This window comes from Streptomyces sp. NPDC096105 (genome assembly GCF_044763335.1).
Lineage (GTDB): Bacteria > Actinomycetota > Actinomycetes > Streptomycetales > Streptomycetaceae > Streptomyces.
This window is the reverse complement of record NZ_JBIWGC010000010.1, coordinates 160147-184269: the sequence shown is the minus strand read 5'-3', so window position 1 is coordinate 184269 and position 24123 is coordinate 160147. Positions and strand designations below refer to the sequence as shown.

Genomic DNA, 24123 nt, shown 5'->3' with positions numbered 1-24123 from the left:
ACGTAACGGTGTGATCAGTTTCCCTCCGTAGGAACACGCACCCCGGACGGTGGACGGCACCCTGTCAGCGGAGTGAGGGGGATGCCATGCTGGAGGCACCGGGGGACTCCCGCCGGTCCCCCCGGGGTGAGGAGTTCCCCGTGCTGCGTGTCGCCGTCGTCGGAAGCGGGCCCAGCGGGTGCTACACGGCCCAGGGCCTCGTCCAGCTCGATCCCGAGGTGCGGGTGGACGTCCTGGACCGCCTGCCCTGCCCGTACGGCCTGGTCCGCTACGGCGTGGCCCCGGACCACGAGAAGATCAAGTCCCTGCAGAACAGCCTGCGCACGGTGCTGGAGCACGAGCGGGTGCGCTTCCTCGGCGCGGTGCCGGTCGGCCCGGACGGGGTGCCGGCGGCCCGGCTGCGGGAGCTGTACCACGCGGTGGTGTACTGCGTGGGCGCCGCCGCGGACCGGCACCTGGGCGTGCCGGGCGAAGCCCTTCCGGGCAGCTGGTCGGCGACCGAGTTCGTGTCCTGGTACAGCGCGCACCCGGACGCCGCCGACGCCGGGTTCCTGCACGGGGTGCGGTCGGCGGTGGTCGTCGGCGTGGGGAACGTCGCCGTGGACGTCACCCGCATGCTGGCGCGCGGTGCGGGCGAGCTGCGCCCGACCGACATGCCGCACGCGGCGCTGACCGCCCTCGCGGCGAGCGAGGTCACGGAGATCCACATGGTCGGCCGGCGCGGACCCTCGCAGGCCCGCTTCACCACCAAGGAACTGCGCGAACTGGGCACGCTGCCGGACACCGCCGTCCAGGTCGACGCGGCCGAGGCGGCGCTCGACCCGGCGTTCGCCGACCCGGCCGGCCTGCCGCCGACCCGGCGCCGCAACGTCGAGGTGCTGCGCGGCTGGACCGCGCCGGCGCGACCGGACGCCCGGCGTCTGATCCGGCTGCGCTTCTTCCTCCGCCCGGTCGAACTGCTCGCCCGCGACGGCCGGGTGAGCGCCGTGCGCTTCGAGCGGACGGCGCCGGACGGCCGGGGCGGGATCACGGGGACGGGCCGCTTCGAGGACGTCGAGGGGCAGCTGGTGCTGCGGTCGGTCGGCTACCGGGGCGTGCCGCTGGAAGGGCTGCCGTTCGACGCGGCGACGGGCACGGTGCCGCATCGCGCCGGGCGGGTGCTGCGCGGGGGCGCCGTCGCCCCGGGCGAGTACGTGGCGGGCTGGATCAAGCGGGGCCCGACGGGTGTCATCGGCACCAACCGCTCCTGCGCGAAGGAGACGGTGACGTCCCTGCTGGAGGACGCCCCGTCCCTCAGCGGCCGCGCCCTTCCCGGCGACCCGCTGCCGGCCCTGCGCGCGGAGGGCGTCGACCCGGTCGCCTGGCAGGGCTGGCAGGCCATCGAACGCGCCGAGTCCCGCCTGGGCGCCTCCCTCGGCCGGGGCGTCGTCAAGCTCCCCGACTGGGAGTCGCTGCTGACGGCGGCGCGGGGCGAGGACGGCGCGGCCGCCCGGCAGCCGTAGCCCCGCCTGCCGGGCGGCCGGCCATGCGCGAGCGGACGGACCACGGGAGCAGGCGCCGCCGGACCGTCGTCAGCGCGCCGCCGGCCGCCCTGACGAGGAGCAGGCTGCGCGGCTCCGCAGGCCTGTCCGCCTCGTCACGGAGGCGGCCGCGAGCGGCCCGGACGGCGGGGACGCCTCCCCGGCCGGCGCGGCGCGCGAGACCCGTACGCTGCTCGCACGCACCGACGGCCTCCCCCGTCACGTCCTCATCGGCCACCTGACGGCGAGGGAGGCCGAGAACCTGCTGCGCACACCTGTCAGGGTCTTGGGAGCGCCTGGGCGCCGCCGCCTCCGGGAAGACCGGCCGACCGCGCGCGGCCGGCGCGTCAGGACCGCGCGTCGCGCGTCGCCTGGTGGCTCGCCGCGGTGAGGAGGGCGTCGAGGAGGCCCGGGAACAGGGCGTCCAGGTCCTCGCGGCGCAGGCCGTTCATCTTGGCGGTGCCCTCGTAGACCTGCTGGATCACACCGCTCTCGCGCAGCACGCGGAAGTGGTGCGTGGTGGTCGACTTGGTGACCGGGAGGTCGAAGTGGGAGCAGGACAACGCGGCCTCGGCGTCCGCGAGTTCGCTGACGATGCGCATCCGGACGGGATCGGACAGCGCGTGCAGCACCGAGTCCAGCCGGATCTCGTCCCGCGCGGGGTGGGGCAGGACGCGGCGGCTGGGAAGGACGGTCGTCACGGCGGCTCCATGGTGCTCCGGGAGCCCTCATTGTACGAGAACCTTCGTAGTTTGACATTCGCCGTACTACGACGGCTATCGTACGAGCCGCACACCCGCCGTCTCCGCCGAATGGAGCCCATCGTGAGCACGCTCTTCGAGCCGTACACCCTGCGCGCCCTGACGATCCCCAACCGCGTGTGGATGGCGCCGATGTGCCAGTACTCGGCCGCGCCGGACGGCCCGGAGGCCGGTGCGCCGAACGACTGGCACTTCGCGCACTACGCCGCCCGCGCCACCGGCGGCACCGGGCTGATCGTCGTCGAGGCCACGGCGGTGTCGCCGGAGGGCCGCATCTCCCCGTACGACCTCGGGCTCTGGAACGACACGCAGGTCGAGGCGTTCCGCCGGATCACCCGCTTCCTCACCCAGCAGGGCACCGTGCCGGCCGTCCAGCTCGCGCACGCCGGACGCAAGGCGGCGACCGACCGGCCCTGGAAGGGCGGGGCGCCGCTCGGACCGGCGGACCGTGCCTGGCGGCCGGTCGCGCCCAGCGCGGTGGCCTTCAGCGAGCGCCACCAGGTGCCGGACGAACTGAGCACGGAGCGGATACGAGAGATCGTGGACCAGTTCCGTGCGGCCGCCCGCCGGGCCCTCGCCGCCGGTTTCGAGATCGCCGAGATCCACGGCGCGCACGGCTACCTGATCAACGAGTTCCTCTCCCCGCACTCCAACCACCGCACCGACGCCTACGGCGGTTCGTACGAGAACCGGACGCGGTTCGCGTTCGAGGTGGTGGACGCCGTGCGTGAGGAGTGGCCGGACGACAAGCCGCTGTTCTTCCGCGTCTCCGCCACGGACTGGCTGGACGCGGCCGGCTGGACCCCGGACGACACCGTGCGCCTCGCCGCCGGCCTGCACCAGCGGGGCGTCGACCTGCTCGACGTCTCCACCGGCGGCAACTCCCCCGGCGTCCGCATCCCCACGGGCCCCGGCTACCAGGTGCCGTTCGCCGCGCGGGTGCGCCGGGAGACGCCGATGCCGGTCGCCGCCGTGGGTCTGATCACGGACGCCGGGCAGGCGGAGAAGATCCTCGCGGGAGGCGAGGCGGACGCCGTACTGCTGGGCCGTGAGCTGCTGCGCGACCCCTCCTGGGCCCGCCGGGCCGCCCGCGAGCTGGGCGCCGAGGTCCGCGTGCCGGACCAGTACCACCTCTCCGTCTGACCTGTTCCCCACCCGCCGTGCCGCGCCGGCGGCCCGGAAACCCCTCGCGGGCTTCCGGGCCGTCGGCGTCTGTCGTCCCTGGCCGAACAGGAACCACGCGAGGCGTTGACCAGAAAGCGCTTTCCCTCTACGTTCCGTTCATCGGCGTGACCGTGCCGCGACCGCTGGGCGGAAGCGGCCCGCGCGTCGTGCACCTCCGTGAACGTCGTTCACCCACAGGGCGCCACCTGGCCCTGCACCCCCACACCACGACAGAAGGAACGGCATGACATCCGCGACACGACCGCGCGCCCGCGGGCGCGCACTGACCGGCACGCTCGCCGCCCTCGGCCTTTCGGTTGGCATGATCCTGACCACCGCGGCTCCGTCCGCGCAGGCCGCGTCCTGGCCGGCCCCCAACGGCAGCCAGGGCGTCTCCTCCACCATCTCCGTGTCCGGCACCAAGGACTACGGGATGAAACGCCTGTACGGCACCGGCGACCTGGGCTCCGGCGGCCAGGACGAGGACCAGGGTCCGATCCTGAAGCTGGCCGACGGCGCGGTCCTCAAGAACGTGATCCTCGGCGCCCCCGCCGCCGACGGCATCCACTGCGAGGGCTCCTGCACGCTGCAGAACGTCTGGTGGGAGGACGTCGGCGAGGACGCGGCCACCTTCAAGGGCAAGTCGTCCGGCGCGGTCTACACCGTCAGCGGCGGCGGCGCCAAGGAGGCCGGCGACAAGGTCTTCCAGTTCAACGGCGCGGGCACGCTGAACGTGTCCGGCTTCGCCGTCCAGAACTTCGGCACCTTCGTCCGCTCCTGCGGCAACTGCTCCACGCAGTACAAGCGGACGATCAACCTCAACTCCATCGAGGTGACCTGGAAGGGCGGCCGCATCGCCGGCATCAACACCAACTACGGCGACAGCGCGACCCTGCGGAACATCACGATCGTCGGCGACAGCGGCAAGAAGATCGTGCCGTGCCAGAAGTACATCGGCAACAACACCGGCAAGGAGCCGAGCGGCAACGGCTCCGGCCCCGACGGCACGCACTGCAAGTACAGCTCGTCCGACATCACCTACCGGTAGCCCCCCACGGGCAGCGGCCGTAGGGGGCGTCCCGCGTGGCGCCCCCTACGGCCGCCGGCCTCCGCGCCTCCGCCCGCGCGCGGTCAGGACCCGTCCACCAGCGTGCGCACCTCGCCTTCCAGCTCTCGCCGGTAGTCCGCGTACGCGGCCCGCAGTGCGTCGCCCGGCCAGTCCGGTGGCAGCAGAGGCGCGGGCAGCACGGGGTCGGCCAGCAGGTGGCGCACCACGGCCGCGAACAGGGTCAGCCGCTCGGCCGGACGCCCAGTGTGCCCGACGTGCCCGAGCAGCGCGCGGGCCTCGTCCGACCAGGCGTCCAACGGCCAGAGCCGTGCGGCGAGTTCGGCGGCGGGCCGCGCGGGGCGGGTCGTACCGCGTTCGGCCGCCTCGTCGAGCGCGGCGGGCAGCGGGCGGTCCAGGTTGGCCGGGCGCAGCCACACCCCCTCGCGCAGCTCGGCGAGGCGCAGGCCGGCCAGCCGTGTGCGCAGCTCCGCCCGGTCGGCCGGGCCGCGCCCGCTCGCGGTGACGACCACCAGCTCCCAGTCCCCGTCCCACGCGCGGGTGCGCGGCCGCACGGACTCGTCCTGGCGGCACTGGCGGTCCAGCAGCCGGTCGCTGAGGCGGTAGCCGGTGCCCGTACGGCGCAGGTCCCCGGCGGCGACCATCCGGCTGAGCGCCGCCCGCAGCGTCGATCCGCCGACGTCGAAGCCCTCCAGCAGCCGCCCGAGCTCCCGCGCCGGCAGCTCCGGCGGGTGCGTGCCCAGCAGCAGGCTGAGGACGACCGACCTCGCGGAGAGGGGGCGCAGCCGCGGTTCTTCCGGTGCCGGCTCCGCCGGGTCGTCGCCGCTCATGGGGTCGTACTTTAGGCCCTCGCTCCTGAGGCCCGCCCGAGAGCGACGCCCCTGCGCGTTGCACTATTGATGCGACCGCAGGAATAGTGCAACACTCAGTCATGACCCTCACGCGCACGGACGAGTCGCGGCGGACCCCGTACGGACTCGGCGTCGCCGGCGGCGCCACGCACGACGTCACCAACCAGCCCCCTCCCCCGGCCCCGTACGACGCCTCCGACGACGTCGCCCTGCTCGAAGGGGCGCGGCGGGAGGGCGCCGGCTGGGCGGAGGAGGATTTGCGCCGACTGGGACGGGCGGCGGGCAGCGAGGAGGCGCAGGAGTGGGCCGAGCAGGCCAACCGCCACGAGCCCGAGCTGCGTACCCACGACCGGTACGGGCACCGCGTCGACGAGGTCGACTTCCACCCGAGCTGGCACCACCTGATGCGCACGGCCGTCGCCGAGGGGCTGGCCGGCGCGCCCTGGGCCGACGACCGGCCCGGCGCGCACGTGGCGCGCACGGCCGGCGGACTGGTGTGGGGCCACACCGACGCCGGGCACGGCTGCCCGACGTCCATGACGTACGCGGCGATTCCCGTCCTGCGCAAGCAGCCCGAGCTGGCGAGGATCTACGAGCCGCTGCTGACCAGCCGCGAGTACGACCCCGGGCTGCGCGTGCCGGCCGAGAAGCGCGGACTGCTGGCCGGCATGGGGATGACGGAGAAACAGGGCGGCTCCGACGTCCGCACGAACACCACGTCCGCCACGCCGACCGCCGAGCCGGGTGTGTACACCCTGCGCGGCCACAAGTGGTTCACCTCGGCGCCGATGTGCGACGTCTTCCTGGTGCTGGCCCGGGCGCCGGGCGGGCTGTCCTGCTTCCTCGTGCCGCGGGTGCTGCCCGACGGCACCCGCAACACTTTCCGCATCCAGCGCCTCAAGGACAAGCTGGGCAACCGCTCCAACGCCTCCTCCGAGCCGGAGTTCGACGGGACGGTGGCCTGGCTGGTCGGGCCCGAGGGGCAGGGCGTGAAGACCATCATCGAGATGGTCAACTGCACGCGTCTGGACTGCGTGATGATGTCGGCGGCCCTGATGCGCAAGACGCTCGTCGAGGCGGGCCACCACGCGCGGCACCGCAGCGCCTTCGGGGCGCGTCTGGTGGACCAGCCGCTCATGCGCAACGTACTGGCCGACCTCGCGCTGGAGTCCGAGGCCGCCACGACGCTCACCCTGCGGCTGGCCGGTGCGGCGGACCGCGCGGTGCGCGGGGACGCCGGGGAGGCCGCGTTCCGGCGCATCGCGACGGCGGCCGGCAAGTACTGGGTCACCAAGCGGGGCCCGGCCTTCACCGCCGAGGCGCTGGAGTGCCTGGGCGGCAACGGGTACGTCGAGGACTCGGGCATGCCCCGGCACTACCGGGAGGCGCCGCTGCTGTCGATCTGGGAGGGCTCGGGCAACGTCAACGCCCTTGACGTGCTGCGGGCCCTCGGCCGGGACCCGGCGACCGCGCAGGCGCTGTTCGACGAACTGTCCCTGACCCGTGGCGCGGACGCCCGGCTGGACGCGGCCGTGGCCGGGCTGAAGGACCAGCTGGCCGAGGGGTCGCCGGTGACGGCCCGCCGCCCGGTGGAGCGGATGGCGCTGACGCTGCAGGCGTCGCTGCTCGTGCGACACGCCCCGGCCGCGGTCGCCGACGCCTTCTGCGCGACGCGGCTCGGCGGCGACTGGGGGCACGCCTTCGGCACGCTGCCGGCGGGGGCCGGTCTGGACGCGATCCTGGAGCGGGCGCTGCCGGGGCGGGAGTGAGGCGGGGGCGTCCTCCGCGCGCCCTGTCGAGCGGGCGGAGGACGCCAGGTCTCCCGCCGTGGGGCTCCGTGAGGTCCGCCGCACCGCCGTGACCTGCGGTCATGCCGCGCCCGACGGTGACTGTCAGTGGTGGGGTGCACACTGGCCGGTGTCCTGATCGAGGACGTCGAAGACGATGTCACGGAGGTGATCGGCATGACCGAGGTACTGCTCGCCGTGGGCACCCGCAAGGGCCTGTTCATCGGGCGCCGGCGAGGCGGCTCCTGGGAGTTCGACGAAGAGCCCTGCTTCAAGGCGCAGGCCGTGTACTCGGTCGCGATCGACACCCGGGGGCCGAGCCCCCGGCTGCTGGCCGGCGGGGACAGCGCGCACTGGGGCCCGTCGGTGTTCCACTCCGACGACCTGGGCCGCACCTGGACCGAACCGGCCCGCCCGGCCGTCAAGTTCCCACCGGACACCGGAGCGTCGCTGGAGCGGGTGTGGCAGCTGCACCCGGCCGCCGCCGAACCGGACGTGGTGTACGCGGGCACGGAGCCGGCCGCGCTGTACCGCTCGGAGGACCGCGGCGAGTCCTTCGAGCTGGTCAGGCCGCTGTGGGAGCATCCCACGCGCTCGAAGTGGATGCCGGGCGGCGGCGGTGAGGGCCTGCACACCGTGCTGACCGACGCGCGCGACCCGCGGGCGGTCACGGTGGCCGTCTCCACGGCGGGCGTGTTCCGCACCCTGGACGGCGGCGCGAGCTGGGCGCCGTCCAACTCCGGGGTGTCCGCGGTGTTCCTGCCGGATCCCGACCCGGAGTTCGGGCAGTGCGTGCACAAGATCGCCCGAGACGCGGCGGACCCGGACCGGCTGTTCCTGCAGAACCACTGGGGGGTCTACCGCAGTGACGACACCGGCGCCCACTGGACGGACATCGGCGAGGGACTCCCCTCGACGTTCGGGTTCACCATGGTGACGCACCCCCACCGCGGCGACACGGCCTACGTGTTCCCGATCAACGCCGACTCCGACCGGGTCCCGGCCGGCCGGCGCTGTCGTGTCTACCGGACCGGGGACGCGGGACGGAGCTGGGAGCCGCTGTCGGCGGGGCTGCCGCGGGAGGACCACTACGGCACGGTGCTGCGCGACGCGATGTGCAGCGACGACGCCGACCCTGCGGGCGTCTACTTCGGCAACCGCAACGGCGAGGTGTACGCGTCCGCGGACGACGGCGACAGCTGGGAGCAGCTGGCCGCCCACCTGCCGGACGTGCTGTGCGTGCGGGCGGCGGTCGTCGGATGAGGTCCGGGCGGATCCCGCCGGGTCCGGGCCACGGGTTGATAGCCGCTGTCGACACGGCAGTAGGGTGACGCCCGTGGCACCACGACCCTTGAACGAAATCGTCGAAGCGGGCTGGGCGAAGGCCCTCGAACCGGTGGCGGGGCGGATCGCCGCGATGGGGGACTTCCTCCGCGCGGAGATCGCCGCGGGACGCACCTACCTCCCGGCGGGGGCGAACGTCCTGCGGGCCTTCCAGCAGCCCTTCGACGAGGTACGCGTCCTGATCGTCGGGCAGGACCCCTACCCCACCCCGGGGCACGCGGTGGGCCTGAGCTTCTCCGTCGCCCCGGACGTACGTCCCCTCCCCGGCAGCCTGATCAACATCTTCCGCGAGCTGAACAGCGACCTCGGCCTGCCCCAGCCGTCGAACGGCGACCTCACCCCGTGGACCGAGCAGGGCGTGCTGCTGCTCAACAGGGCGCTGACGACGGCCCCGCGCAAGCCGGCCGCCCACCGGGGCAAGGGCTGGGAGGAGGTCACCGAGCAGGCGATACGCGCGCTGGCCGCACGCGGCAAGCCGCTGGTCTCCATCCTGTGGGGACGCGACGCCCGCAACTGCCGCCCGATGCTGGGTGATCTGCCGGCCGTGGAATCGGCACACCCGTCGCCGATGTCCGCCGACCGCGGGTTCTTCGGCTCCCGCCCGTTCAGCCGGGCCAACGACCTGTTGATCCGTCAGGGCGGGCAGCCGGTGGACTGGCGCCTGCCGTGACCGGAGCCGGCTACCTCGCCGTGGACTCCGGAGGCTCCGGGCTGCGGGCCGTCGTCGGGGCGTCCGGGCGCGGCCCGCTGGCCCGGGCCTCCTCGGACGTGCCGGTGCGCACCGGCGAGCGGGGACTCGACCCGGGTCACCTCATGGAGCAACTGGTGCCGATGGCGCGGGCGTTGTGCGCCGAGGCGGGGCTGGAGCGGCTGGACACGGCCGCGATCGGCGCGGCGGGGATGGCCAGTCTGGGGGACGCGCTGCGCGCGGAGCTGCCGGGCGGGCTCGCCCGCGAACTGGGCGTCACACGGGCGGCGCTGGCGGCCGACGCGGTCACGGCGTACGTGGGCGCGCTCGGGCCGCGGCCCGGAGCGGTGATCGCGGCGGGCACGGGGCTGATCGCGATCGGCACCGATCTGGCCGGCTGGCGGCGGGCGGACGGCTGGGGCCACCTGCTCGGCGACTGCGGCGGCGGGGCGTGGATCGGCCGGGCGGGCCTGGAGGCGGCACTGCGCGCGCACGACGGGCGGCACGGTGGTTCGGCGCGGCTGCTGGCGGACGCGGAGGAGATGTTCGGCCCGGTGACCGGACTGCCGGGGCAGGTGTACCCGCGCGCCGACCGGGCGGCGGTGCTCGCCTCGTTCGCCCCGCGCGTGGGCGCGTGCGCGGCGGGCGGGGACCCGGTGGCCGTGGACATCGTGCGGACGGCGGCCCGGCACATGGCCGACTCGGCGGCAGCGGTGTGCCCGGCGGACGGCGCGCCCGTGGTGGGCTGCACCGGCGGTCTGTTCGGGCTGGGCGAGGTGGTGCTGGCGCCGCTGGACGAGCGGCTGGCGGAGCTGCTGCCCCGCGCGCGGCGGGTCCCCGCCGAGGGCGATCCGCTGCACGGGGCGGTGCGGATCGCCGAGGACCTTTCCGCTGGTCCTCTCGCTCTTCCGGGTGACGAGAGGATGCTGTGCGTGACGAGCACGAGGGGAACGGACGTCACCCTCACGACCGACACCCGTACGTAACTCATCCGACAAAACCGGACGGATACCGCTCACCCGCCCCCTCCCCGAACAGGAGACCACCGGAAGCCACTAACATGCCGCAGCATGAGCACCCCCACTGGGCCCGCGTCCGGCCTGCCCGTACGAATGCCGCGCCCCCGCCAGCCCGGACGGCACCGCCGTCCCGAACCCCTGGTGGCTCCCGAGGGCGCGCCCGCGCTCGTCCTCGCCGTGCCGGGTACGCCCAGTAGTGCCGCCCGCTCGCTCGCCGACGAGGTCGTGAGCATCGCACGCTCCGAGCTGCCCGGTCTCGACGCCCGGATCGGTTACCTCGACGGGAGCGACGAGGATTCCCCCTCGCTGGCCTCCGTCCTCGCGCACGCGGCCGAGGAGCGCACGGCCCGCTACCAGCAGGCGCGTGCCACCGGTTCCGACGTCAAGGAGCCCGACGGCCCGGTCGCCGTCGTCGTGCCGCTGCTCGCCGGCCCGGACAGCGCGCTGCTGCGCCAGATCCGCCAGGCCGTCATGGACAGCCGCGTCGCCACCGAGCTGACCGACGTCCTCGGCCCGCACCCGCTGCTCGCCGAGGCGCTGCACGTGCGGCTCTCCGAGGCGGGTCTGGCCCGCGCCGACCGCGCCCGCCTGTTCACCGTGGCCACCGCCGCGGACGGCATCATCCTGGCCTCCGTGGGCGGCGACGAGGCGGTGCAGGCGGCCGGTATCACCGGCATGCTGCTCGCCGCGCGCCTCGCCGTGCCGGTGATGGCCGCCGCCCTCGACCAGGAGGGCTCCATCGCCTCCGTGGCCGAGCAGCTGCGCAACGCCGGTTCGCAGCAGCTGGCGCTGGCGCCGTACCTGATCGGCCCGGAGATCGACGCCTCGCTCGTCGAAGAGGCCGCGAAGGAAGCGGAGTGCCCCGCGTCCGAGCCGCTCGGCCCCTACCCGGCCATCGGCAAACTGGCCCTGGCCAGGTACACGACCGCCCTGGGCATCGCCCCGCAGCAGCCCCAGAGCGCCCCGGCCCGCTGACGCGGGCGACCCTCTCGCAGGACGCCTGAAGGGCCCGCTCCGGTCATCCGGAGCGGGCCCTTTGGCGTACGGGGAGCGGCGGCCGGGCTGTGACCGGGCGGAGAGAGCGGGTTGGCGGCTCACCCGGGGCCGCCGGGACCGGACGGCACGCCGTGACCAGTCCACCCGGCGGCGCGGCCAGCGCGCCTCCCCGGATGCGCTGACCAGCGGATGCCCCCTGCGCCTGCCCGGGCGGGTGGCCCGCCCGCAGGCCTTGCCGCGCCCGTGCGTCAGGTCAGCCGGCAGCCCTTCCCGTGCTCACGCGCCCACCAGTGGTGAGCCCGACGGCGTCCGGAGGGGCGTCGAGAGTTCCGCGAGGGTGCGTTCCAGGGTGTGGAGGTGGACCAGGGCCGGTTCCGTCGCGGAGGGCACGGTGCGCAGCTCTATGTCGCGGCCCGCCGTGAGGGCCTCCACCGCTGCCTCGACGCGCCAGCAGGCCGCCGCCAGGCGGGCGTCGTGCGAGGCCTCCGGGTCGGCGGCCACGGCGACCAGGCCGCGGATCTCGCGTGCGCAGTCGTCGAGCAGCGCCAGCACCCGGCGGGCCCGCCGCTTGCGGCCGAGCATCGGGTTCAGCGGGTGCACGAGGGGCGCCACCGACAGGCGTACCCGGGCGAGGAGCTGTTCCAGTTCCGCCACCGAGGGCGCCGGGTCCGCGTCCGGGTCGCCGGCCAGCCGCGCGGCCGTCTGCGCCGTGCAGGCGTGCACGCAGCGCAGCGCCCGCTGGATCCACGCGTCGGTGACGCTGTGCGTGGACACGGGCAGGACGAAGACCACCGCCAGCGCCGCGCCGAGCGCGCCCACGCCGGTCTCCGCCATGCGCAGGGCCAGCAGGGACGGGGTGAGCACGCCCAGCAGGCCGTAGAGCATGGCGGCGAGGACCGTCACCCAGAGCATCATCCAGGTGTACGAGAGGGCCGCCGTGTAGAAGATGCCGAAGACGGAGACGGCGACGACGAGGGCGGTGACCGCGCCGTCGCCGTGCGCGGGGACGGCGACCGACAGGGCGAGCCCGGCGCCGATGACCGTGCCGAGCACGCGGCGGAAGCCGCGCACCAGGGTCTCGCCGCGCGAGGTGGTGTTGACGAACGCCCACCAGGTGGCGCCGACGGCCCAGTACCACCGCTCTGCGGACACCAGCTGGCCCACGAGCAGGGCGAAGCCCGCGCCGGCCGTCGCCTGGACCGCCTGGCGGGTGGTGATGCGGGCCAGCCCGGTGCCGCCGGGCGGGGCGGGCACGACCGCCGGGGGCAGCCGCCGCTCGTAGCACCACAGCCCGAAGCGCACCGCGCCCGCGGTCGCCACGGACAGCAGCACGGAGGCGGACAGCTCGGCGAGCTGACCGACCCTCGCGTGCAGGAACTGCGCCGCGAAGAAGGTCATGAAGGCGAAGATGCCGAGGCTGTGCCCGCGTGGCCCCCAGCGCCTGGCGTACACGCCGAGCCCGACCACGGCGAGGAAGACGATGTCCCGGGCCACCGCATGGTCCTGGAGCGCCGCGGCGACGGCCAGCACGGGCAGGCCGGCGGCGGGCAGGAGGGCCGTGGTGACGGCCTGCCCGCGGACGGTGGCGTCGGTGACGGTGAACAGGGCGAGGAGCGCGGCGAGCCCGCCGGTGATCGTGCCGGTGAGCGAGTGCCCGGCGAGCCCGCAGGCGACGACGGCCAGCCCGATGCCGAGCACGGCCCGCGTCGCGAACCGCAGCCGGATCCGTCCCGGATCCGGAGCCATGAACACCTTCTTCAGCACCTACCGCCCCCTGGCATCTCGTACGACATGTGTCGTGGCATGAAAAAGGCGCCGCGGGTCCGCAGCGCCATCGACGCACCCATATCAGCACCTCCCCCGCCAGTGGCTCAACTGGCATCCGGTTGAATGGGCCATTGGTACAGTGTTTTCGGCATTCCTTCGGCCATCTCCATGCCAATGGCCGACTCCGGAGCGACGACCCCGTGGCCGTGGACGAACTCGACACCCACATCCTGCGGCTGCTGCTGGAGCAGCCGCGCACGAGCGTGCGTGAGTACGCGCGGATCCTCGGCGTGGCGCGCGGCACGCTCCAGGCGCGGCTCGACCGCATGGAGCGCGACGGCGTGATCACCGGCACCGCCCCCGCCCTCTCCCCCGCCGCGCTGGGCCACCCCGTGCTGGCGTTCGTGCACATCGAGGTCACCCAGGGGCACCTCGACGAGGTGGGGGACGCGCTGGCCGCGGTGCCGGAGATCGTGGAGGCGTTCTCCATCACGGGCGGCGGCGACCTGCTGACCCGGGTGGTGGCCCGTGACAACGCCCATCTGGAGGACGTCATCCAGAAGCTGATCGGACTGCCCGGCGTGGTCCGCACCCGTACCGAGGTGGCACTGCGGGAGCGGGTGCCGCACCGTCTGCTGCCGCTGGTGGAGTCGATCGGCCGGTCGGCGCGCGCCTAGGCCCTGCCATGCTGGACGCATGAGCTCACTCGGCACCCTCTCGGTCGTCTTCGATCTCGACGGAACACTCGTGGACAGCGAGCCGAACTATTACGAGGCGGGACGCCGCACGCTCGAGGAGTACGGCGTCCCGGACTTCACGTGGGAGGAGCACGAGCGCTACGTCGGCATCAGCACCCGCGAGACGATCGCCGACTGGCGTCGCCGCTACGTCCTGTCCGCGTCGGTGGACGAGCTGGCCGCGGTCAAGAACCGCCACTACCTGGAGCTGGCCCGGACGAAGACGACGGTGTTCCCCGAGATGCGCGCGTTCGTGGAGCGGCTGGCGGGCGAGGGCGTCCCGATGGCCGTGGCGTCGGGTTCCTCGGCCGAGGCGATCGGCACGATCCTCGCCGGCACCGGGCTGGACGCGTATCTGCGGACCGTCGTGTCGGCCGACGAGGTCGCCCGTGGCAAGCCGGCCCCCGACGTGTTCCTGGAGGCGGCGCGGCGGCTCGGCGCGGACCCGGCGGACTGCGTGGTGGTCGAGGACGCGGCACCGGGCGCTGCCGCCGCGCACGCGGCCGGGATGCGCTGCGTCGCCGTCCCCTACGTGGCCGCGCAGGCCGGCGCACCGGAGTTCGCCACGGCGGACCTGCTGCTGCGCGGCGGCCAGGCGGAGTTCACGGCGCGGGCGGCCTGGGACTGGCTGGCCGCCGCCCGCCGGAGGACCTGACCGGTGCCGGCCCGGAGCCGTGGAGAGCCGTACCGAGGCCCCGCTGTCCGAAGCGGCCGGAAATTCTTTCCCGGAGGGTGATTGTTACGCGCTCCCCGTCCGTACTTCCTGGTGTTGGGCCGTTCTCAACCCAGGAGGCACGATGCGCTTCTCGCGCAGCACGGCAGGAACCGCGTTCGTGGGCGGAGCCATGATCCTGACCCTCACCGCGCTCGCCTATCCCACCATGCTGGGCGTACAGACCACATCCACCAAGCAGGACCGGGTGGTGGCCAACACGAACTACGGCCCCCTGACGGAGGAGGACCGCGACTTCGTGGTGAAGGTGCGCGCGGCCGGACTGTGGGAGCACCCCCTGGGACTGCTGGCGATGGAGCGCGGTACGACGCCGGAGATGAAGGAGGCGGGCGAGCACCTGGTGGTCGGGCACGGCCGGCTGGACGCCAGCTGCCGCAGGATCGCGCTGGAGCTCGGCATCACGCTGCCGAACCAGGCGTCGCCGCAGCAGCAGGGGTTCGTGGAGACGGTGAAGGCCACCAACGGCAAGGAGTTCGACTCCACGGCCGTGAACATCATGCGGGTGACGCACGGGCAGATCTTCCCCGTGATCGCCAAGATCCGGGCGAACACCCGCAACACGCTGGTCCGGCAGCTCGCCGACCAGGCCAACGACACCGTGCTGGACCACATCACGGTGCTGGAGAGGACCGGCCTGGTCAATCACGAGCAGGTCAACTTCCAGCAGACCAGCCCGCCGAAGCTGCCGCGCGAGCAGGTGACGCCGCCGGCGCCGCAGGCGGGCGCGCCGGTGCTCGCCCTGCCGATCCCGAAGGAGCTGGAGGACCTCAACACGGCCTCCCCGGCACCGTCGCCCTCGGGGACGGTGCGCTGACGCCTTCGCGGCCCGCGGTTCAGGACCTGCGGCGGGGCTTGCCCCGCCGCGGGTTCTTCGCCGTTCCGCCGCCGGTTCCCCGCCGGCCGCGGGCGGCGTTGCGCGCGGCGGGCCCGTCCTTCTTCCTCTCCTGTTTCCTGTCCGGCTTCTTCTCCTGCGCGGGCTGCGGCCGGCGGCCGCGGGTGCTGTTGACGGTCCGGCCGCGCACGATGCCGATGAAGTCCTCGACCAGGTCCGTGGTCGCCGCCTCGGGCCAGGCCAGCGCCACGCTCGAGGCGGGCGCGTCCTCCAGCGGGCGGTGGGTGAGGTCCTTGCGGTGGTGCAGCCGGGCCAGCGACAGGGGCGCCACGAGCACGCCGATCCCGGCGGCGACCAGCTCGATCGCGTCGGCGGTGGTGGCCGGGCGTTCCAGGGCGGGGCGGCCCGGCAGGGTCTCCCAGCCGAGCACGTCGTCGAGGGGGTGCAGCACGATGTCGTCCGCGAGGTCCTCGACGGTGACCGAGTCGGCGGCGGTGACCAGGTGGTCCTTGGGGACCACGACGACCGTCCGCTCGGTGTAGAGGGGGATGGCGCTGAGCACCGTCCGGTCGACGGGGAGCCGGACGAGCCCCGCGTCGGCCTCGCCGTCCCTCAGCATCCCGTGCGCCGGTCCCGCGGGCACCTGGGTGAGGGTCAGCGGGACGTCGGGCTGCCGCTCGTTCCAGACCCGCACCCATTTGTCGGGCATCACGCCGGGGACGTACACGAGGCGGAACGAGGGGGACACTTCCGGGCCGGTCACCTGGCCAGGTTACCGGCCGTGGTCGGCGGCCGTGCACACGCTCGATACCCTGGACGCCATGACGCAGCACCAGAGCACCCAGACGATGAAGCCCGCGACCGCGGCGAAGAAGCTGGGTGTGTACCTCGAGGCCACTCCCGCCGAGTTCCGGGAGGGCGTGGTCTCGCGCGCGGAACTGAACGCGCTCCAGGCCGATCCCCCGCAGTGGCTGCGGGACCTGCGGCGCGACGGCCCGCACCCCCGCCCGGTGGTCGCGGCCAAGCTGGGCGTCTCGATCTCCGGCCTGGCCCGCGCCGGGGTGACCGAGCCGCTCACCACCGAGCAGATCGAGGCGCTGAAGCAGGAGCGCCCCGAGTGGCTGGAGCGGGAGCGCGCCACCCAGGCCGAGGTCCGCAAGGAGGCGGCCCGGCTGAAGAAGCGTGAGGGCGAGAGCGCCGAGAGCGGCGACTGAGACCCGCTCCCCAGGCACAGGACACCCCCGGCCGGGTCCCCGGTTCCCGGGGGTGTCCGGGTTCCGTTCCCCGTTCGCCGGGAACCGGCACCGTCCCACCCCTTCCGGAGAACAGATATATGCACCACCATGTGGCGCTATCGCACGCGCCCCTGGCGGCGCGCCGACCGTGCCCGGGGTGGGACATGCACGACACCAGATGGAGACAGGCCGTCGAATGGCTGGCCGCGGCGGCCACGGATCCGCAGGAGTGCAAGCGCCGGTGGGACCGCGCCCCGGGGACGGCCCTGCTCGCGGCGGGCCGGTACTGGGACGTGCTGAGCGTTCCCGACCGTCTGGGGCTGCTGGCCCTGGACCTGCTCTGGAGCGATCCGCTCGAGATGCCGGGACCCACGCTGGTGGACGTCACGGCACGCCGCGTGGGCTTCTTCCTGCCGCCCGACCCGGACAGCGAGTGGGTGGGATTCGGGGTGCGGCACGTGGGGCGCGGCTCCTGGGTGGCCGTGCCGCCGCCGTACCGGCCCTCCGGGCGGCTGGAGTGGCTGGTCCCGCCGGACGGCACCGGGGCGCTGCACGCGGCGGAGCCGCTCGAGCGGGCGCTGCGCCGGGCGGCCGGTACGCTCGCGGTGCTCGCACCGGTCAGCGCGGATCCGTCGCGTCCGGACTGCTGGTGACGTCCGGCTCCGGCGCCTCCTCGGACGTCTTCTCCTCGTCGGACGTCCCGGGAGCCGGCAGGAGGGCCGGGACGCGGAACGGCACGGCGGGCGCCGGGCCGCGGTCGCTCGCGGTCGCGGCGGCGAAGGACGCCCACAGTCCGTCCCGGTGCGCCGGGACCGTGTGCCCCTTCGCCCGCCACTCCGCGACGAGTTCCGCGTAGATCGGTGTGTTCGCCGGGTGGCCCCCGGTCAGTCGCGCGTACGGCCGGCTCACGGCGTCGTGCCCGAGAAGGCGCCGCGCCGTCTCAGTGCTGTCCATGCCGGAGCAACGCGCCGCCGTGCGCCGGTGGTACGCCGTGGGCTTCGCCTCCGCCCCCGCGGGTGAAGCCGTCACCCGCTCGGCCGTACGCGTCGCGGGGGCGGGGTTTGACCCTCGACCTTGTCGAGGCGGCAGGGTCCGAGGTGTGGAGAGCGAGATGCGCAGCATTGGTGAGACGGCCCGCGAGAGCGGGCTGGGCGTCAGCGCCCTGCGGTTCTACGACCGTGCCGGGGTCCTGGTTCCCGACCAGGTCGACCCGGTCACCGGCTACCGCTGGTACGCGCCGGAGCAGCTGGACGAGGCCCGGGTGCTGGCCCGGCTCCGCCACGCCGGGATGCCGCTGGCGGACGTCCGGCTGGTCCTGGCCGGCTGGGCGGCCGCCGACACCGATCTCGTGCGCCGGCTCCTCGAGGCGCATCTGCGCCGGCTGGAGGAGGGGCTGTCGGCCGCCCGCGCCGAGTTCTCCGCGCTCCGCGCCCTACTCGACGACAGGGAGAACCCCATGACCTCACCCCGCACCGCCGCCCGGCTGTCCGTGTCCGGCCCCGGTCTGGCCGCCGCACTGGACGCGGTCCGTTTCGCGGCCGGCACCGACCCGGAGCTGCCGGTGCTCGCCGGCGTCCACCTCGACGTCGAGGGCGACGCGCTGCACGTGGTGGCGACCGACCGCTACCGGATGGCCGTGGCACGCACCGCCGTCGGCGGGCACGACGGCGGCCGGGTGCAGGCGACCGTGCCGCTGCCCCTCGCCGACGCGATGCGGGCGCTGCTGGACGGCGAGGACGAGGTGCGCCTCGCCGTGGACGGCGGCCGCGTGACCCTGGAGGCCGGTGACCGGCAGACCGGCGGCCGGTGTCTGGAACAGGACTTCCCCGACTACCGGCGCCTGGTGCGGCTGCCCGCCGGGCGGCGTGCCGAGGTGGACGTGCCGGCGTTCACGGAGGCCGTGCGTTCGGGTCCGGTCCGGCCGTACGAGGACGGCGGGGACGCGCGGTGCGAGCTGACGGTGCTGGCGGTCTCGGGCGACGGCGAGGTCGCCCCGGCCCCGGAGGGCGCCGACGCGCCGGACCTCGTGGCGGTGAACCGGGCGTTCCTGCTGGACGCGCTCGCCGCGGCGGCCGGTGACCGGCTCGTCCTGGAGTTCGGCGCCCCCACGGCCCCGCTCGCGATCCGCCGCCCCGAGGACGAGCACACGTTCTCGCTGCTGATGCCGGTGCGGCCGGCCGACTGAGGCACCGCCCCCCGACGCACGACGGCCCGGACAGCTCCCTCGCGGGCTGTCCGGGCCGAACGCGCAGACGGGCTCAGCGGTCGCGGCCGCTGTCCTCCATCGGCTCCAGCGTCTCCGCGGCGGGCGTGCCGTGCTGGGCCGGCAGGGTGTCGGGCGCGGGCGTGCGACGCCCGGCCAGGCGCATCGCGATCGGCTCGGTGTAGCGGGCGGTGAGCGGGCCGAGCACCACCAGGACCAGGACGTACGCGGTGGCCAGCGGGCCGAGCTGGGGCTCGATGCCGGCGGTGACCGCGAGTCCCGCGATGACGATGGAGAACTCGCCGCGCGCCACCAGGGCGCCGCCCGCGCGCCAGCGGCCCTTGGGCGAGATGCCGGCCCGGCGGGCCGCCCACCAGCCGGTGGCGATCTTCGTCAGCGCGGTGACGACGGCCAGGCCGAACGCCGGCAGGATGACCGGCGGGATGGACTGCGGGTCGGTGTGCAGGCCGAAGAAGACGAAGAACACCGCGGCGAACAGGTCGCGCAGCGGCGCCAGCAGGTTGTGCGCGCCCTCCGCGACCTCGCCGGACAGGGCGATGCCGACGAGGAAGGCGCCCACGGCGGCCGACACCTGGAGCTCCTGGGCGATGCCGGCGACCAGCAGGGTCAGGCCGAGCACGACGAGCAGCAGCTTCTCCGGGTCGTCGCTGGAGACGAAGCGGGAGATCACGCGTCCGTAGCGGACGGCGACGAAGAGCACGAGCCCGGCGACACCCAGCGCGATGGCGAGGGTGACGCTGCCCGCGGCGAGGCTGACGCCGGCCAGCAGGGCGGTGATGATCGGCAGGTAGACGGCCATCGCCAGGTCCTCGAGCACGAGGATGCTGAGGATGACCGGGGTCTCTCTGTTGCCGAGCCGGCCGAGGTCGCCGAGGACCTTGGCGATGACACCGGAGGAGGAGATCCAGGTGACGCCCGCGAGCACCACGGCGGCGACCGGGCCCCAGCCCATGAGCAGGGCGAGGGCGGCGCCGGGCAGGGCGTTGAGCGTCATGTCGACGAGACCGGCGGGGTACTGCGTCTTGAGGTTGGAGACGAGGTCGCTGGCCGTGTACTCGAGGCCGAGCATCAGCAGCAGGAGGATCACGCCGATCTCGGCGCCGATCGCGACGAACTCCTCGCTGGCGCCGAGCGGCAGCAGGCCGCCCTCTCCGAACGCGAGGCCGGCCAGCAGGTAGAGGGGGATGGGCGAGAACTGGAGGCGTCCGGCGAGGCGACCGAGCAGGCCGAGACCGAGGATGATCGCGCCGAACTCGATGAGGAAGACCGCGGAAGAGTGCACGCGCTCACTCCCGCCCGAGGAGCTCGGCGGCGGCGTCGATGCCCTCGCGGGTGCCGATGACGATCAGTGTGTCCCCGCCGGCGAGCCGGAAGTCCGGCGCGGGCGACGGGATCGCCTCCGCGCGGCGCAGCACGGCCACGATCGACGCTCCCGTGTCGGTACGCATCCGGGTCTCGCCCAGCAGCCGTCCGTTCCAGTGGGACACCGAGGACAGTTCGATGCGCTCGGCCACCAGCCCCAGGTCGGTGGTGTGCAGCAGGTTCGGGCTGTGGTGGGCCGGCATCAGCGCGTCGATGAGCGCGGCCGACTCGGCGACGCTCAGCCGCATCGAACGGGCACAGGCGTCCGGGTCGTCGGAGCTGTAGACGTTGACCGTCCGGGCACCGTCGCGGTGCGCGATGACGGACAGGTGCTCGTGCTCACGCGTGGTGAGGTCGTATTTCACACCGATGCCCGGCAGCGGTGTCGCGCTCATCCGTGGAGCAGGCACAGCCCGTCCCCTTCCCGTTCTTCTGAAGTCGTCCGATGGGCGGGGCCGGACGGGCCGTCCCACGGCACCGGGTGGCGCCCCCCACCGGCGTAATGGTGCCATCCCGCCATTCGGCCGGAACATGGGTGTTGTCACGGATGGACAGGTTCCGGGGGCGCGGCAAAGATCACCGAGGACTTCGTGTCGCCGCAGGTCAGCGGGGCGCACCGGACAAAGCGCGGGAATCGGGCGCGTAGCGGCCGTCCGGCGTGGGTACTCGGTGACCCCTTCCGGGGACGGGGGTGTGTGGTGGACGACACGGTGATGGTCGGAGTGGACGGCTCTGCCTCCAGCCTCGCCGCCGCCGACATGGCGGCCGAGGAGGCGCGGCTGCGCGGTGCACGGCTGCGGATCGTGCACGCGTTCGCCCGCCCCGCCGATCTCGATCCGATGATCCACGGGGTGCTGGCCGAGACCGAGCAGCGGCTCCACGAGCGCGTCCCGGGCCTGGAGATCACCCGCACCGTGGCGTCCGGCGACGCGCTGACCGTGCTGCGGACCGAGTCGCGGCACGCGGTGCTGACCGTGCTGGGGCGGCGCGGCCGGAGCCTCTTCGGTGACCTGCTGCTGGGCTCGACGACCATGCAGTTGGCGGCGCACGGGCACGGCCCGGTGATGGTGGTGCGCGGGCGGCCCGACCCGCGGGGCCCCGTGCTGCTGGCCGCGGACGGCTCGCCCGCCGGGAACGCCGCCGCGTCCTTCGCGTTCACGGAGGCCGAACTGCGCGGGGCCCCGCTGGTGGCCCTGCACGTGTGGAACACCTGGAGCGAGCCCACGCCGTACGAGGATCCGGGTGATCCGCTGAGCGTGGTGGTGGACCTCGATCAGCTCGAACTGCGGCACCGGCGGCTGCTGGAGGAGGCGATGAGGCCCTGGGCGGCCGCGCATCCGGGGGTCACGGTCCAGCCGCGCCTCGAGCGTGGCCGGGTCCGGCAGACGCTGCTGGCGGCGACGCGCGAGGCGCAGCTGGTGGTGGCCGGGGCGCGTGGTCACGGCGGGGTCGCCGGGATGCTGCTCGGCTCGGTCAGCCAGGCACTGCTGCACCACGCGGACTGCCCGGTCACCGTGGTGCGGGCGCTGAGCTGAGACCGCCCCGGCCGGAGGCGGCTCAGCCGAGGAAGCTGAGGCGGACCTTGCGGTCGGGGTTGTCCCGGTTGGTGTCGACCAGGCACACGGACTGCCAGGTGCCCAGTTCCAGGCGGCCGTTGATCACCGGGAGCGTCGCGTGGGGCGGGACGAAGGCGGGCAGGACGTGGTCGCGGCCGTGGCCGGGGCTGCCGTGCCGGTGCTGCCAGCGGTCGTCGGCGGGCAGCAGGGTGTGCAGCGCGGAGAGCAGGTCGTCGTCGCTGCCCGCGCCGGTCTCGATGACGGCGATGCCGGCGGTGGCGTGCGGGACGAACACGTTGAGCAGGCCGTCCCGGCCGGCCGCGGTCTCCCGCAGGAAGGCCTCGCAGTCGCCGGTGATGTCGACGACCCGCTCGGCGGAGCCGGTGGTGAGGTTCAGGACTCGGGTGGTGAAGGCGTCGGACATGCGTCCATCCTGACGCACTCGGCGCGGTTCCCGGCGGAGCGCGTCCGGGAAGATCCGCCGCGACCGGGGTGTTGGCAGAAGCGTGAACGGTGTGCGCGAGGTCGAGGTGGTCGTCATCGGCGCCGGGCAGGCCGGCCTGTCGAGCGCCTATCACCTGCGGCGGACCGGCTTCGAGCCGGACCGCGACGTCGTGGTGCTGGACCACTCCCCCGGCCCCGGCGGCGCCTGGCAGTTCCGCTGGCCGTCGCTGACGTACGGCAAGGTGCACGGGATGCACGCGCTGCCCGGGATGGAGCTGACGGACGCCGATCCGCGGCGGCCCTCCTCCGAGGTGATCAGCGAGTACTTCGACCGCTACGAGCGGACGTTCGGCCTGCGGGTGCGCCGTCCGGTGGACGTGCGCGCGGTGCGGGAGGGGTCCGGCGGACGGTTGCTGGTGGAGACCTCGCGGGGCGCCTGGGCGACCCGGGCGCTGATCAACGCGACCGGCACCTGGGACCGGCCGTTCTGGCCCCGCTACCCCGGCCAGGAAACCTTCCGCGGACGGCAGTTGCACACCGCGCGGTATCCGGGTCCGGAGGCGTTCGCCGGGCTGCGGGTGGTCGTGGTGGGCGGCGGCGCGTCCGGCACCCAGCATCTGCTGGAGATCGCGCCGTACGCGGCGGCCACCACCTGGGTGACGCGGCGGCCGCCCGTCTGGCGGGAGGAGCCCTTCGACGAGGACGCGGGCCGTGAGGCCGTGGCCCTCGTCGAGGAGCGCGTCCGGCAGGGGCTGCCGCCGCGCAGCGTGGTCTCCGTGACGGGACTGCCGCTGAACGACGCGATCCGGCGAGGACTCGCGGACGGGGTCCTCGACCGGCAGCCCGTGTTCGACCGGATCGAGCCCGACGGCGTGGTGTGGGCGGGGGGACGCCGGGCGGCGGCGGACGTGATCCTGTGGGCGACCGGGTTCCGGCCCGCCCTGGACCACCTCGCGCCGCTGCGGCTGCGGGAGCCGGGCGGCGGGATCCGCGTGGAGGGCACCCGGGCGGTCGCCGACCCGCGGATCCACCTGGTCGGCCACGGACCCTCCGCCAGCACCGTCGGCGCCAACCGCGCGGGGCGCGCGGCGGTCCGGGACATCAGGCGGCTGCTGGCCGGGGAACCGGCCGCCGCGGCCTGAACGGCGGTCACTCGGGGGAGGGCTGGGCGGACGTCCCGGCGGCCCTCTTCCGTTCGGCCTCCGCCTCGGCCACGTTGCGCTGGTGCTCCGCGAGGTCCGCGGTGAAGCGGGTGTCCCCCGGCCGGACCGTGACGAAGTACAGCCAGTCGCCCGGGGTGGGGTTGATCGCGGCGCGCACGGCGTCCTCCCCGGGGTTGTCGATGGGGGTCGGCGGCAGCCCCATGCGCTGGTAGGAGTTGTAGGGGCTGTCAATGCCGGTGTCGGCGGGGGTGGCGCGCGCCTTGGTCCGGTTGAGGGCGTAGTCGACGGTGGAGTTCATCTGCAGCGGCATGCCGCGCTCCAGCCGGTTGAAGACGACCCGGGCCACTTTGCCCATGTCGGCCTTCGTGGCAGCCTCTGCCTGGACGATGCTGGCGACGGTGACCGTCTGGTAGACGTTCATCGCGTTGCGCTGCGCCCCGGCGGCTACGGGAGCGCCGTTGAACGTCTTGTTGGCCTTGTCGACCATCCGGGCCAGCAGCTTCTGCGGGGTGGCGTTCTCCGGGAGCGGATACGTGTCCGGGAAGAGATAGCCCTCGGGGTTGCCCTCCGCCTCGTCCGGCAGCTTCAGGTCCGCCTTGGCGAGGGACTTCTCGGTCGTCCCGGCGGGGAGCTCGAGGATCTTGTCGATGGCGGCGTAGACCTGGCCGGCCCGCCATCCCGCGGGGACCACCAGGGCGTCGGGGCGGGGCTCCTCCTCGTCGCCCATGATCAGCAGCGGCACCGCCACGGCGGTGCCGGCCACGACGGCCCCGAGCGTCGCCAGGGCGAAACGGCCGCGGCGCGTCAGTCGGATCGGGTTCCGTGACGGAGTGTTCGTCTGCATGCGGGCACGGTAACCCTCATATCGCCACAA

At 74.3% G+C, this 24123-nt stretch carries 25 protein-coding genes; 16 read left to right on the top strand and 9 right to left on the bottom strand.

Going from position 1 to position 24123, the window contains the following annotated elements:
• The first annotated feature begins 140 nt into the window (after positions 1-140).
• Positions 141-1502, top strand: coding sequence for an FAD-dependent oxidoreductase (locus ACIQ8B_RS18440; protein ID WP_403547973.1), 1362 nt, complete (start codon positions 141-143; stop codon positions 1500-1502).
• Between the two features lie 365 nt (positions 1503-1867).
• Here ACIQ8B_RS18440 and ACIQ8B_RS18435 read toward each other — a convergent pair whose 3' ends face one another.
• On the bottom strand, positions 1868-2221 hold the full coding sequence (locus ACIQ8B_RS18435; protein WP_403547971.1) for an ArsR/SmtB family transcription factor: 354 nt from the start codon (positions 2219-2221) through the stop codon (positions 1868-1870).
• A gap of 123 nt (positions 2222-2344) precedes the next feature.
• On the opposite strand from ACIQ8B_RS18435, the gene ACIQ8B_RS18430 reads away from it, so the two are divergent.
• Both ACIQ8B_RS18430 and ACIQ8B_RS18425 read left to right on the top strand, forming a co-directional pair.
• The gene (locus tag ACIQ8B_RS18430) at positions 2345-3424 is read left to right on the top strand and encodes an NADH:flavin oxidoreductase/NADH oxidase (protein WP_403547969.1); all 1080 of its coding nucleotides are present in this window, start codon (positions 2345-2347) and stop codon (positions 3422-3424) included.
• A gap of 265 nt (positions 3425-3689) precedes the next feature.
• Positions 3690-4493: a pectate lyase gene (locus ACIQ8B_RS18425; protein WP_403547967.1), complete on the top strand. Its 804-nt coding sequence runs from the start codon at positions 3690-3692 to the stop codon at positions 4491-4493.
• 83 nt (positions 4494-4576) lie between these two features.
• Here ACIQ8B_RS18425 and ACIQ8B_RS18420 read toward each other — a convergent pair whose 3' ends face one another.
• Positions 4577-5341, bottom strand: coding sequence for a PaaX family transcriptional regulator C-terminal domain-containing protein (locus tag ACIQ8B_RS18420; protein WP_403547965.1), 765 nt, complete (start codon positions 5339-5341; stop codon positions 4577-4579).
• Positions 5342-5442: 101 nt separating this feature from the next.
• Between ACIQ8B_RS18420 and ACIQ8B_RS18415 the strand changes: the two genes are divergently transcribed.
• The 5 genes from ACIQ8B_RS18415 to ACIQ8B_RS18395 all read left to right on the top strand — a co-directional run bounded on the left by ACIQ8B_RS18415 (position 5443) and on the right by ACIQ8B_RS18395 (position 11175).
• On the top strand, positions 5443-7131 hold the full coding sequence (locus ACIQ8B_RS18415; RefSeq protein WP_403547963.1) for a DNA alkylation response protein: 1689 nt from the start codon (positions 5443-5445) through the stop codon (positions 7129-7131).
• A 126-nt stretch (positions 7132-7257) separates the two neighbouring features.
• Complete coding sequence (locus tag ACIQ8B_RS18410) at positions 7258-8412, top strand: WD40/YVTN/BNR-like repeat-containing protein (RefSeq protein ID WP_403547961.1); 1155 nt, start codon at positions 7258-7260, stop codon at positions 8410-8412.
• A gap of 73 nt (positions 8413-8485) precedes the next feature.
• Complete coding sequence (locus ACIQ8B_RS18405; RefSeq protein ID WP_106415369.1) at positions 8486-9163, top strand: uracil-DNA glycosylase; 678 nt, start codon at positions 8486-8488, stop codon at positions 9161-9163.
• On the top strand, positions 9160-10167 hold the full coding sequence (locus tag ACIQ8B_RS18400; protein ID WP_403547959.1) for an N-acetylglucosamine kinase: 1008 nt from the start codon (positions 9160-9162) through the stop codon (positions 10165-10167). Before ACIQ8B_RS18405 ends, ACIQ8B_RS18400 begins: the two co-directional genes overlap by 4 nt.
• 84 nt (positions 10168-10251) lie before the next feature.
• Entirely contained in the window at positions 10252-11175 is a 924-nt protein-coding gene (locus ACIQ8B_RS18395; RefSeq protein WP_403547957.1) for a sirohydrochlorin chelatase, read from the top strand.
• A gap of 297 nt (positions 11176-11472) precedes the next feature.
• On the opposite strand, the gene ACIQ8B_RS18390 is transcribed toward ACIQ8B_RS18395, so the two are convergent.
• Positions 11473-12960 (bottom strand): FUSC family protein, encoded by a 1488-nt coding sequence (locus ACIQ8B_RS18390; RefSeq protein WP_403547955.1) that lies wholly within the window; start codon positions 12958-12960, stop codon positions 11473-11475.
• 203 nt (positions 12961-13163) lie between these two features.
• Between ACIQ8B_RS18390 and ACIQ8B_RS18385 the strand changes: the two genes are divergently transcribed.
• The 3 genes from ACIQ8B_RS18385 to ACIQ8B_RS18375 all read left to right on the top strand — a co-directional run bounded on the left by ACIQ8B_RS18385 (position 13164) and on the right by ACIQ8B_RS18375 (position 15247).
• On the top strand, positions 13164-13640 hold the full coding sequence (locus ACIQ8B_RS18385) for an Lrp/AsnC family transcriptional regulator (RefSeq protein ID WP_403547953.1): 477 nt from the start codon (positions 13164-13166) through the stop codon (positions 13638-13640).
• Positions 13641-13659: 19 nt separating this feature from the next.
• Positions 13660-14355 carry an HAD family hydrolase gene (locus tag ACIQ8B_RS18380; RefSeq protein WP_403547951.1) on the top strand — a complete coding sequence of 232 codons (696 nt, stop codon included), beginning with the start codon at positions 13660-13662 and terminating at the stop codon, positions 14353-14355.
• Positions 14356-14497: 142 nt separating this feature from the next.
• Entirely contained in the window at positions 14498-15247 is a 750-nt protein-coding gene (locus ACIQ8B_RS18375; RefSeq protein ID WP_106415363.1) for a DUF4142 domain-containing protein, read from the top strand.
• Positions 15248-15266: 19 nt separating this feature from the next.
• On the opposite strand, the gene ACIQ8B_RS18370 is transcribed toward ACIQ8B_RS18375, so the two are convergent.
• A complete protein-coding gene (locus ACIQ8B_RS18370; RefSeq protein WP_403547949.1) occupies positions 15267-16028 on the bottom strand; it encodes a LysR family substrate-binding domain-containing protein in 762 nt (253 codons plus the stop codon).
• A 58-nt stretch (positions 16029-16086) separates the two neighbouring features.
• Here ACIQ8B_RS18370 and ACIQ8B_RS18365 point away from each other — a divergent pair, with 58 nt between their 5' ends.
• Together ACIQ8B_RS18365 and ACIQ8B_RS18360 are read left to right on the top strand one after the other, a co-directional pair.
• Entirely contained in the window at positions 16087-16479 is a 393-nt protein-coding gene (locus ACIQ8B_RS18365; RefSeq protein WP_106415361.1) for a DUF5997 family protein, read from the top strand.
• Between the two features lie 185 nt (positions 16480-16664).
• Positions 16665-17153, top strand: coding sequence for a bifunctional DNA primase/polymerase (locus ACIQ8B_RS18360; RefSeq protein WP_290009273.1), 489 nt, complete (start codon positions 16665-16667; stop codon positions 17151-17153).
• Here ACIQ8B_RS18360 and ACIQ8B_RS18355 read toward each other — a convergent pair.
• Entirely contained in the window at positions 17119-17454 is a 336-nt protein-coding gene (locus ACIQ8B_RS18355) for a hypothetical protein (RefSeq protein ID WP_290009272.1), read from the bottom strand. The genes ACIQ8B_RS18360 and ACIQ8B_RS18355 overlap by 35 nt on opposite strands.
• Positions 17455-17611: 157 nt before the next feature.
• Here ACIQ8B_RS18355 and ACIQ8B_RS18350 point away from each other — a divergent pair, with 157 nt between their 5' ends.
• Positions 17612-18685 (top strand): MerR family transcriptional regulator, encoded by a 1074-nt coding sequence (locus ACIQ8B_RS18350; RefSeq protein WP_403547946.1) that lies wholly within the window; start codon positions 17612-17614, stop codon positions 18683-18685.
• Positions 18686-18758: 73 nt separating this feature from the next.
• Here the strand turns inward: ACIQ8B_RS18350 and ACIQ8B_RS18345 are convergent, their stop codons facing one another.
• Positions 18759-20006: a cation:proton antiporter gene (locus ACIQ8B_RS18345; RefSeq protein WP_403547944.1), complete on the bottom strand. Its 1248-nt coding sequence runs from the start codon at positions 20004-20006 to the stop codon at positions 18759-18761.
• Between the two features lie 4 nt (positions 20007-20010).
• Positions 20011-20481 (bottom strand): cation:proton antiporter regulatory subunit, encoded by a 471-nt coding sequence (locus ACIQ8B_RS18340; protein ID WP_198602616.1) that lies wholly within the window; start codon positions 20479-20481, stop codon positions 20011-20013.
• 303 nt (positions 20482-20784) lie between these two features.
• On the opposite strand from ACIQ8B_RS18340, the gene ACIQ8B_RS18335 reads away from it, so the two are divergent.
• Complete coding sequence (locus ACIQ8B_RS18335; protein WP_403548086.1) at positions 20785-21621, top strand: universal stress protein; 837 nt, start codon at positions 20785-20787, stop codon at positions 21619-21621.
• 22 nt (positions 21622-21643) lie between these two features.
• Here ACIQ8B_RS18335 and ACIQ8B_RS18330 read toward each other — a convergent pair whose 3' ends face one another.
• Positions 21644-22066 carry a secondary thiamine-phosphate synthase enzyme YjbQ gene (locus ACIQ8B_RS18330; RefSeq protein ID WP_106415352.1) on the bottom strand — a complete coding sequence of 141 codons (423 nt, stop codon included), beginning with the start codon at positions 22064-22066 and terminating at the stop codon, positions 21644-21646.
• Between the two features lie 82 nt (positions 22067-22148).
• Between ACIQ8B_RS18330 and ACIQ8B_RS18325 the strand changes: the two genes are divergently transcribed.
• Complete coding sequence (locus tag ACIQ8B_RS18325) at positions 22149-23228, top strand: FAD-dependent oxidoreductase (protein WP_403547942.1); 1080 nt, start codon at positions 22149-22151, stop codon at positions 23226-23228.
• A 7-nt stretch (positions 23229-23235) separates the two neighbouring features.
• On the opposite strand, the gene mltG is transcribed toward ACIQ8B_RS18325, so the two are convergent.
• Positions 23236-24093 carry an endolytic transglycosylase MltG gene (gene mltG, locus ACIQ8B_RS18320; RefSeq protein ID WP_403547940.1) on the bottom strand — a complete coding sequence of 286 codons (858 nt, stop codon included), beginning with the start codon at positions 24091-24093 and terminating at the stop codon, positions 23236-23238.
• Between the last annotated feature and the right edge of the window lie 30 nt (positions 24094-24123).